We start from the raw sequence: 10293 nt of genomic DNA, 5'->3' as shown, positions 1-10293 counted from the left end.
TTCCTGCACGATAGCCATTTCCTCAAGAAATTTGATTTTGAAATCACGGTCAAGGTAATGCAGTTCTGTTTTATACTCTTTACATAGGAAAAGAGTATATCCGTAAAAATGTTGGTGATCACCTATAACCACATAACCCGTTTCAAGTTCGCGAACAAAATACGGATTTGTTCCGTTTTTTATCATTGCTATTCGATCACAGATATCATTTTAGGGTATTTCATACTTCACATCCTCACAATCCGCCAGATACAGATCCTTGTTATTTGTATCATACCACGATGGAACGACGGTACGCATATTGTCGTACCAACCCATAATTTCTTTTGTTTGCTCGACGAATTTTTGAATCTCGCTTTCGCCAAACGGGATTGCCCACGGGATAGAGGAAAGCGTGTTGCTGCTGATATAAAGCGCCAAAAGCCGCCAGAATAATCCCGGAACATTGTTATCAAAATACCCGTCCACCATGCCCGTCGCAAAACGGGGAGACGCCTGCGCACACCAAACGATACGATTGAATTCCTCCCACGGATCGCCGAAATCATATCGGTCGAAGTCGATGATCACAAGTTTTCCGTTTTCGATCATCATATTCCCAATGTGGTAGTCGCCGTGCTGGAAGCGTTGCGGGCGCCCGCGAAGAAGCGTGCGGTTCTGCTCTGTGTAATTGATAAAACACTCGGCGCCATCGACCTTTATCGGGCATTCGATATATTTCTTGATCTTATAATCCATTTTAGCGTTGAAGCGCGGTTCCCAATCCGGCGCATCCGGAGGCGCGGGGATGGAATGGATGAGTTTGAGTATTCTTCCCGATTCGACGCCGTAACGGTATTGCTCTTCAAACGACAGATCGCGCACCGCTTCCTCCGCGGAAACGCCTTCGATCCAGCTTTGCACAGTGTAAACGTCGCCTTCCGGTGTTTCGCCTATCTCAATCGGAACGCACATAGGCACGCCCAACTCGGCTACCCGTTTCTGGTATTCAAACGCTCCGCGCGTGCGTTCAGCCTTTTTCAGAGGAGCGATACGCAGAAAGTATTTGCGCCCGTCCGGCGACACCGCACAGAACTTTTTATCACCCGACCAACCCTTTTCTATCGGCGTTTTGGTAACGAATCGCATTTTGTCACCCATATACTTTCCCATACGAAAAGCCATCAATTAGGGTAATGAATCTCATATAGACAATTATAGCAACTCCCACTACAATTGCCGCATGGATGCGTACAGGTCGTGTTACCACATCTATTTCCATAAGTCCGATATTTTGCATCAGAATACTCAATAACATTCTCAAAAAGCATATTCGATTTTCCTTTATCAATTATTTGTTAACATCAACAATATCATTAATAGTGCAGTTCAATACAACACAAATCTTCTCAAGTGTTTCCAAAGGAACAGACTCATCACGTCCCAGTTTTGCCATGGCGTTTGTGGTGATACCAGCCGCCTTGCACAACTGAGTTTTATTGATTTTCTTATCGATCATAAGCTTCCACAATTTATTATAAGAACGAGCCAAAGGTCCTACCTCCGTAATCATATAATAACCTACGATAATAATACCACACTTCGTCTGTAAAAGCAAGAGGCGAAATTGAATTTTTCAAGGCAAAATTGAAAATTCCACGCGAAACCTATCGACAAACCGGCTGAAATATGATATACTTTTCTTCGCAGGGAAAAGAGTACGGCATTGCCTTCACAAGCAACGACTTTGGACTCCCACGTCCAAAGTCCGGCTTGTTCGCAGCTTAGCAGGCATCGCGTTTTACGGTTACCCGTACGTCTTGATTATCTCCTCCGCGACCCTGCGGCGTGGAATGCAGCGATCCATTGCCTGCTTTTCGATGTAGCGGTGGGCGTCCGGTTCGGTCATCTTGACCTCGCTGATGAGCAGCCACTTGGCGCGGTTGACCACGCGTATCTCGTTCATCTTCTCTTCGATGGAGAGGGTCTTTTTTTCAGTTTTTCTTACGCGTTCGCGCGCGCTGACGAGCCAGCCGGACGCTATCTGAAAGACCGCCTTCGACAGCGGCTTCTGCAGCAGGAAGACTCCGTGCTCCGCGAGCTTGTCGTAGGCGTCGGAATACTGCTCCGCTTTCGCGAGGAAGAGCACGACCGTGTTGTAAGACGAAACGGTGTCGATGGCGAATCTTATACCGGTGTCGTCGGGCAGAGGAGAATTGACGATAACGAAATCGAAGGAGCGCTCCGAAACCGCGCGCTTTGCGGCGCTTAAATCGGAAACGAAGTTTATCGGGGAAAACGTCGAAACGGGGAACACTTCCGGCAGCGCCTGATTGAATTTTTCCGACGCTGAAACGACCAGAACGCTGTATATTTGTTCCTTCAGACTCAAACCCGCCCCTCCTTTCGTTTGTTTTCCGGCGCTTTACCTGCAGTAGATGCCGAGTATTTCAGGCGGTATATGCTTCTTGATGAAAGCGTCGGAAGACGCCGAAACCTTCGCTTCCTCGAGACTTGACGGGAGCTTTCCGAGAGTAGAAAGCATCTCCCTGTCCGCTTTGTAAAGGTTGATGTCGAGCGGCTTCGGCAGCTCGGCGCGATTTTTGATGCCGAGTATACCCGCCCGTATAATCAGAGCGAAGGCGATATACGGATTCGCCGTCGGGTCGGGCGACCGGAGCTCGGCGCGCCTGAATTCGCCTGACGCCGCGGGAATGCGTATCAGCTGCGAGCGGTTTTCCGCCGACCACGAAACGTACCGCGGCGCCTTCATCCGCCCGAGCCGCGCGTAGGAGTCGGCGGAGGGGTTGAAGAACAGCGTGGACGGGACGGCCTTTTCGAGCACTCCGGCGATCATCTGGCAGAGCTTTTCGGAGGCGGCGTCCGGCTTGACCGAGCAGTTGATGTGGAAACCGTTGCCGGGCGCGTTTTCAAGCGGCTTCGGGGAGAAATCAGCGTAAAGCCCGTTCCTTCGCGCGACCGTCTTGACCACGGTCTGGAAGGTCATCACGTTGTCCGCCGCGGCGAGCGCCTCGGCGTAGCGGAAGTCGATCTCGTTCTGCCCGGGCCCCTCCTCGTGATGCGAGCTTTCGGGGCGGATGCCCATCTGCTCGAGCGTCAGGCATATCTCGCGGCGCACGTTTTCGCCCTTGTCCTCCGGCGCGATGTCCATATATCCGGCGTTGTCGTAGGGTATCTTCGTCGGCATATTCTTCTCGTCGAGCTCGAAAAGATAGAACTCCTGCTCGGCGCCGAAATAAAACGTGAGCCCCGCCTCCGCGGCGTCGCTTACCGCCTTTTTCAGCAGACTTCTGGTGTCGCATTCGAACGGCCTGCCGTCGGGGTATCTGACGGTGCAGAACATGCGCACGACCTTGCCGTGCTCCGGCCGCCAGGGCAGCCACGTCAGCGTTTCCGGCTCCGGATGGAGGAACAGGTCGGAGTGCGTTTCGTCGCCGAAGCCCGCAATCGCAGACGCGTCGAAAGCGATGCCGTGCTCGAACGCGCGCGGCAGCTCCTCCGGCATAACGGATATATTCTTCTGCTTACCGAATACGTCGCAGAAGGCGAGACGGATGAATTTCACGTCTTCCTCTGCGACGTACTGCAATACTTCTTCCTTCGAGTACTTCATATAATATCCTCCGCTTTCGTTCAATTTGGTACGTAAAGCTGTTTATACGGGTTGCTGCTGTCCGGAGTAACGACCGTGAAGGGCGAATCCATGACCTCGGCCTCATCTTCGCCGAAGAGACGGCAGTATTCGGACACGTATTCTCTTATCTCGTCCATATCGCCGGGCGAAGCGGGTCTCGCTGAAACCTGATTCGGGAACGTCACGCCGCGGCAGTCGGAGCGCAGTATCATCTTTCCCCCGTGCATACCGGTGCAGGGGAAGTTGCTGACTATCCTGCCGCCTTCGCAGTGGAGGCCGAGCACGACTATGATCCCGCCCGCCTGGTATTCGCCGAGGAAGCTTCCGGCGCAGCCGCCGATCACTATGGCGGGGACCTTGTCCTTATACGCCTTCATATGGATGCCGGCGCGGTAGCCGGCGTTGCCCTTGACGAAGATGCGCCCGCCGCGCATGGCGTAGCCGGCGGCGTCGCCGATGTCGCCGTGAACGACGATGCTGCCGCCGTTCATCGTGTCGCCGACGGCATCCTGCGCGTTACCCGTGACGGTGATCTCCGCGCCGTTGAGATAGGCGCCGAGCGCATTGCCGGGCACGCCTTCGACGGTGACGGAAACGTCGGCCATTCCGGCGCAGATGAAGCGCTGGCCGCAGCATCCGGTCAGAGTCGCCTCTTTGCCGGCGCCGCGGATGGCTTCGTTTATATCGCGGAACCCGAGTCCTTCTGCGTTGATTTTCATATTATACTACACCTCCGAACTTTTTTCTACGGATTTCCCGAGAAAATATGGCGTTTGAAGCAACTTTTTTCGTCAATTCGAAGTCTATCGTGTCGAGCGGAGTCTTCTCGCGTATCAGCGAGGTGTAAATGCCGGCGCGATCGGTCTCTCCGAGCAGGATATATCCCCTCAGCAGTCCGTCCTTGACGAAGAAACGCCTGACCGACTCTCCGGAGCGTTCCTCAAGCATTTCTCCGTCGTACGCTCCGGCGGTCATTACGTGGTAGCCGAAGAAGCCGATGGAGTTCATCGGGATTGCGTTCGCGAGGCCGGCGTCGCCGCCCGCCATGTTGATTCCGGCGGCGCGCCCCTGCATATACGCGTTGGGGAGTATCGCGAGGACGCGGTTCGCGCCGATCGAGGCGTCGAAGCCCTCGGCGCAGTCGCCCGCCGCCCAGATCTGCGGAACGCTCGTTTCCATTCGCTCGTTTATTATAACGCCGCGGTTGACTTCGCCGCCCGCGTTCTTCACGAGCTCGGTGTTGGCGCGCACGCCGACGGCGAGCACGAGGACGTCGAAGCCGACCTCCGCGCCGCTCTTCATATAGGCGGCGCCGCCGTCGAAGCGCTCGGCGGTGTCGCCGAGCATGAAGCGTATGCCGGCCTCCTCGAGCCGCTTCTGCACGATCGCGGCGCAGTCTGCGTCGAGTATGCTCGAAAGGACGCGGTCGGCGAGGTCGCAGACGGTGATGCTCCCGACGCGTCCGTGGATTCCCTCGGCGCATTTCAGCCCGATAAGCCCCGCGCCGACTATCAGCACGCGCGCGTCCTTATCAAGCGCGGCCTCCAGAGCGAGCGCGTCATCGAGCGTCATGAAGCTGAACTTCTTTTCGACCGCGTCGAGTCCCGCGAAGGGCGGAACGAACGGGCGCGAACCGGTCGCGACGCAGAGCGCGTCGTAGGGCAGCTCCGTCCCGTCGTCGAGCGTAACGAGCTTCGCGGAGGCGTCGACGGAAACCGCCTTTTTCCCTAAAAACACGCGGCAGCCGTTGTCTTCGTAGAAGCCGTCCGGGCGGTATTTCATACGCTCGGTATCGGTCCTGCCTTCAAGATAGTAGGATATCAGCGGGCGGCTGTAAACGCGGCGGTTCTCCTCCGAAACGACGGAGATCCCGCCCTCCGGGTCGACGGAGCGTATGCCTTCGATACAGCCGGCCGCGGCGACGCCGTTGCCGATTATAACGTATCTTTTCATTCCGCGGCGCCCCTTTCTTCGTAGACTATCGCCTTGTTCGGACAGCCGGTGACGCAGGCGGGCTCGCCGCAGGAGTTCTCAAGGCAGAGCTCGCATTTCTGCATCGTGCCGTTTTCGCCCGGCGCGAGCGCGCCGTAGGGGCAGACGAGCACGCAGGTCAGGCAGCCGACGCACCTGCTTCTGTCGATTACCACGACTCCGTCACGCTTTGAGATCGCGCCCGCGATGCAGCTTTTGACGCATATCGGGTCGGTGCAGTGGCGGCACGAAACGGCGAAGGTTATCCTGTCGCCGTCCTCGACGTGTATGCGCGGAAAGATCTTCTTATCCTTCAGCGCGAACGCCATATCCTTCATGCCGGAGTTCGCGAAGGCGCAGTTGTATTCGCAGAGGTGGCATCCGAGGCACCATTCTTCGTTGACGTAAACGCGTTTCATATATCATTCCCCCGCGTGAGAGATACCGAGTATCTCGAGTTCTTTTGAGTTCAGCCCGACTCCGCGGAGCATCAGGCGGTTTCCGCGCAGGGCCTCGATGGAGTTGATGCCCATGCCGCCCATTATCTCCATTATCTCGTGCCGCCAGGCGGTCATCAGGTTGACGAGCCGCTGTGAGCCGATATCGGGATTGAGCCGCTTGACGAGGTCGGGGCGCTGGGTCGCGATGCCCCAGTTGCACTTTCCGCTCTGGCAGGTGCGGCAGAGGTGGCAGCCGAGCGCGAGCAGCGCCGCGGTCGCGATATAGCAGGCGTCCGCGCCGAGCGCGACCGCCTTGACGACGTCTGCCGCGCTGCGGACGGAGCCGCCGACGACGAGCGAAACGTTGTTGCGTATCCCTTCGTCGCGCAGGCGTTTGTCCACCGCGGCGAGCGCGAGCTCTACCGGGATGCCGACGTTGTCGCGTATCCTCGTCGGAGCCGCACCGGTGCCGCCGCGGAAGCCGTCGATCGCGATTATGTCCGCGCCGCTTCTGGCGATGCCGCTGGCGATCGCCGCGATGTTATGCACCGCCGCCACCTTGACGATGACCGGTTTTTTGTACTGCGTCGCTTCCTTCAGAGAAAAGACGAGCTGGCGCAGGTCTTCTATAGAATAGATATCGTGATGAGGCGCGGGAGAAATGGCGTCCGAGCCCTCCGGTATCATACGCGTGCGCGAAACGTCGCCGACGATCTTCGCGCCGGGAAGATGCCCGCCGATGCCGGGCTTCGCGCCCTGTCCCATCTTAATCTCTATGGCCGCGCCGGCGTTCAGGTAGTCCTCGTGCACGCCGAAGCGTCCGGAAGCGACCTGCACGACGGTGTTCGCGCCGTATTTGTAGAAATCCTCGTGGAGTCCGCCTTCGCCGGTGTTGTAGAGTATGCCCAGCTCTGCCGCGGCGCGCGCGAGGGAGGCGTGGGCGTTGTAGCTTATCGAGCCGTAGCTCATCGCGGAGAACATCACCGGCATGGCGAGTTCTATCTGCGGATCGAGCTCGCACCTGATCCTGCCGTCATCGCCGCGCGAGATTGCGTCCGGCTTCTTGCCGAGAAAGACCTTCGTTTCCATCGGCTCGCGGAGCGGATCTATCGGGGGATTGGTGACCTGCGAAGCGTTGATGAGTATCTTGTCCCAGTAGACGGGAAGCGGCTTCGGGTTGCCCATCGACGAAAGGAGCACGCCGCCGCTGTTCGCCTGCTTGTATATTTCTCTTATCGTATCGTTCCGCCAGTTCGCGTTTTCGCGCAGAACGCAGTCGCTCTTGACGATCTTCAGCGCGCGCGTCGGGCAGAGCGCAACGCAGCGCTGGCAGTTGACGCACTTCGTTTCGTCGCTGACCATCGCGCCGCGCTCGGCGCTGAAGGCGTGCACCTCGTTCGCGCACTGCCGTTCGCAGACGCGGCAGGCGATGCAGCGGTCCCTGTCGCGGATAACTTCAAATTCGGGGAAAATGAATTCGACTCCCATCAGAACCTGCCCTCCTTTACCGTAACTATGACCGGCTCGCCGCCGGCGGGCGCCCGCACGTTGACCGCGCCGGGCTCCATCGCGCGTATCGCGGCCTCCTCGCTGGCTATGAAGACCCTGTCGTCCTTCTCGCCGACGACCATCGAGCGGAGCTTCAGGCGGTCGTTCAGCGCCATAAGCCCGCCGTCGTAGCCGAGAATTATCGAGAAGGGGCCGGTGATGAGCAGACTCGGGAATACGGTCCTTAAATACCTGAGCTTCTGTTTCTCGTATTCGTCCGTCTTGCCCTCGATCGTGCTCCAGAACGGCGCGGCGACGACGTTCGCCGCCTCGATGAGCGTAAGCCCCTGCCTGCGTATCAGATAGTCGAGGATGTAGGTGATGACCTCGGTATCGGTCTGCAGCGTGCATTTATATCCGAACATCTCGATAAACCTGCGGTTGGCGTCGTAGGAAGAGATCTCGCCGTTGTGGACGACGGAATAATCGAGCAGCGTGAAGGGGTGCGCGCCGCCCCACCAGCCGGGAGTGTTCGTCGGATAGCGCCCGTGCGCCGTCCAGCTGTAGCCCTCGTACTCCTCGAGGCGGTAGAACCTGCCGACGTCCTCCGGGAAGCCGACGGCCTTGAAGGTGCCCATATTCTTGCCGCTGGAGAAGACGTACGCGCCGTCGATCTCCGTGTTTATCTTCATTACGGTACGCGCTACGAATTCCTTTTCGTCGAGCTGGAGGTCTGCGAGCGTCGATTTCAGCGGCGTGACGAAGTAGCGCCAGATTATCGGCTCGTCGGTGATCTCCGGCATCTTGCGCGTCGGGATCAGCTCGCCCTTGACCACCTCGAAATGCTCCTTCATGAACGCCTCGCACCTCTTGCGCGTGTCGCGGCAGTCAAAGAAGAAATGGAAGGCGTAAAGGTCCTTATACTCCGGATAGATGCCGTAGCCGGCGAAGCCGCCTCCCAGTCCGTTCGAGCGGTCGTGCATCGGCTTCATCGCCCTGACGACCGTCTCTCCGGTGACGCGGTTCCCCTCTCTTGAAATGATGGCCGCAACGGCGCAGCCGGAGGGAATCCTGACGCTGCCTTCTTTAATCATATAAGTCACACCCTTCTTTGAGCGAATAAACTCAAGAAACACAAAAAAGGCGCTCATTTCGGGACAGAAAATTTCCGTACCAAAATGAACGCCTTTGCTCATTGACCGCATTATACAACCCGTTTCCGGTTTTGTCAATAGGCAAAACGGATTTTTCAAAAAATGCGAAAAAAACTATTGACAAATCAAAAAACGGGGTTTATAATGACCGCATTGAAGGCAAAGGCGTCTTTGAACCCCGGGGTTCAAAGACGCGTTTTTCAATTCAAAAAGAATATCAAACGAATGAAGGCAATGGCGTCTTTCGTGTGTTTCGCGCACGGAAGGCGCCTTTTCTTTCAAAACGGAAAAGGAGTGTTGATTATGAAAACGGTATCGGAATACTTCGGCAGCAGGGTGTTTGACGACAGAGTGATGAAATCGGCGCTGTCGGCAAAGGTTTACGCTTCGCTGAAGCACACCATCGACGAGGGCGCGCCGCTGGACGCGGGGGTCGCCAACGCGGTCGCCGCCGCGATGAAGGACTGGGCGGTCGCGAACGGCGCGACGCATTTCACCCACTGGTTCCAGCCGCTGACCGGCATAACGGCGGAGAAGCACGACAGCTTCATTTCGCCCTCTCCCGACGGCGGCGTCATCATGGAGTTCTCCGGTAAGGAGCTGATCAAGGGCGAGCCGGACGCGTCCTCCTTCCCGTCGGGCGGCCTGCGCGCCACCTTCGAGGCGAGGGGCTACACCGCCTGGGACCCGACGTCCTACGCGTTTATCAAAGGGAAGACTCTCTGCATCCCGACGGCGTTCTGCTCCTACGGCGGGCACGCGCTGGATAAGAAAACCCCGCTGCTGCGCTCGATGGAGGCGCTGAATAAGCAGGCGCTCCGCGTGCTCCGCCTTTTCGGCAACAACAGCGCCAGGCGCGTCGTTTCCTCCGTCGGTCCGGAGCAGGAGTACTTCCTTATTACGAAGGAAATGTACGACGCGCGTCCCGACCTGCGCTACTGCGGCAGAACGCTTTTCGGCGCGAAGCCGCCGAAGGGGCAGGAGATGGACGATCACTATTTCGGCGCAATCAAGCCGCGCGTCGCCGCATATATGGAGGAGCTCAACGAGGAGCTCTGGAAGCTCGGCATCATGGCGAAGACGGAACATAACGAGGTCGCTCCCGCGCAGCACGAGCTCGCGCCGATATACACCACGACGAACGTCGCCACCGATCACAACCAGCTGACTATGGAGATAATGCAGAAGGTCGCCTCGAAGCACGGGCTCGTCTGTCTGCTTCACGAGAAGCCCTTCGCCGGCGTAAACGGCTCCGGCAAGCACAACAACTGGTCCATCGGCACGGACGAGGGCCAGAACCTGCTCTCTCCCGGCGAAACGCCGTATGAAAACGCGCAGTTCCTGCTCTTCCTCTGCGCCGTCATCAAGGCGGTCGACGATTATCAGGATCTGCTCCGCATCTCCGTCGCCACGGCGGGCAACGACCACCGCCTCGGCGCGAACGAAGCGCCTCCCGCGGTCATTTCTATGTTCCTCGGCGACGAGCTGAACGCCGTGCTGGAAGCGATCGAGACGGATACCCCCTATCGCGGCGTTGAGAAGACGCAGATGAAGCTCGGCGTCAGCGTGCTGCCGAGGTTCAACCGCGACACCACCGACCGCAACC

General features: G+C 57.6%; 11 protein-coding genes. 1 reads left to right on the top strand and 10 read right to left on the bottom strand.

Annotated features, from left to right (window positions below):
* The 10 genes from IJL83_00945 to IJL83_00900 all read right to left on the bottom strand — a co-directional run.
* Positions 1-186, bottom strand: a 186-nt coding sequence (locus tag IJL83_00945; protein MBQ6552176.1) for an HIT family protein, incomplete at its 3' end; no start/stop codon positions are given.
* 24 nt (positions 187-210) lie between these two features.
* Positions 211-1128, bottom strand: a complete 918-nt coding sequence (locus IJL83_00940) for a phosphotransferase (GenBank protein ID MBQ6552175.1) — start codon at positions 1126-1128, stop codon at positions 211-213.
* 202 nt (positions 1129-1330) lie between these two features.
* Positions 1331-1531 (bottom strand): helix-turn-helix transcriptional regulator, encoded by a 201-nt coding sequence (locus IJL83_00935; protein ID MBQ6552174.1) that lies wholly within the window; start codon positions 1529-1531, stop codon positions 1331-1333.
* Between the two features lie 255 nt (positions 1532-1786).
* Complete coding sequence (locus IJL83_00930) at positions 1787-2371, bottom strand: ANTAR domain-containing protein (protein MBQ6552173.1); 585 nt, start codon at positions 2369-2371, stop codon at positions 1787-1789.
* Between the two features lie 33 nt (positions 2372-2404).
* Positions 2405-3613 carry a glutamine synthetase gene (locus IJL83_00925; GenBank protein ID MBQ6552172.1) on the bottom strand — a complete coding sequence of 403 codons (1209 nt, stop codon included), beginning with the start codon at positions 3611-3613 and terminating at the stop codon, positions 2405-2407.
* Positions 3614-3633: 20 nt separating this feature from the next.
* Positions 3634-4353, bottom strand: coding sequence for a glutamate synthase (locus IJL83_00920; protein MBQ6552171.1), 720 nt, complete (start codon positions 4351-4353; stop codon positions 3634-3636).
* A 1-nt stretch (position 4354) separates the two neighbouring features.
* The gene (locus IJL83_00915) at positions 4355-5587 is read right to left on the bottom strand and encodes an NAD(P)/FAD-dependent oxidoreductase (protein ID MBQ6552170.1); all 1233 of its coding nucleotides are present in this window, start codon (positions 5585-5587) and stop codon (positions 4355-4357) included.
* Positions 5584-6024, bottom strand: coding sequence for a 4Fe-4S binding protein (locus IJL83_00910; GenBank protein MBQ6552169.1), 441 nt, complete (start codon positions 6022-6024; stop codon positions 5584-5586). Before IJL83_00910 ends, IJL83_00915 begins: the two co-directional genes overlap by 4 nt.
* 3 nt (positions 6025-6027) lie before the next feature.
* On the bottom strand, positions 6028-7533 hold the full coding sequence (locus tag IJL83_00905; protein ID MBQ6552168.1) for an alpha-hydroxy-acid oxidizing protein: 1506 nt from the start codon (positions 7531-7533) through the stop codon (positions 6028-6030).
* On the bottom strand, positions 7533-8627 hold the full coding sequence (locus IJL83_00900) for a glutamine amidotransferase family protein (GenBank protein ID MBQ6552167.1): 1095 nt from the start codon (positions 8625-8627) through the stop codon (positions 7533-7535). The genes IJL83_00905 and IJL83_00900 overlap by 1 nt, the downstream gene beginning before the upstream one ends.
* A gap of 363 nt (positions 8628-8990) precedes the next feature.
* Between IJL83_00900 and IJL83_00895 the strand changes: the two genes are divergently transcribed.
* The coding region (locus IJL83_00895; GenBank protein MBQ6552166.1) for a glutamine synthetase III at positions 8991-10293 on the top strand (1303 nt) is incomplete at its 3' end.

This window comes from Clostridia bacterium (genome assembly GCA_017438525.1).
Lineage (GTDB): Bacteria > Bacillota > Clostridia > Oscillospirales > RGIG8002 > RGIG8002.
This window is presented reverse-complemented; position numbering and strand designations above follow the sequence as displayed.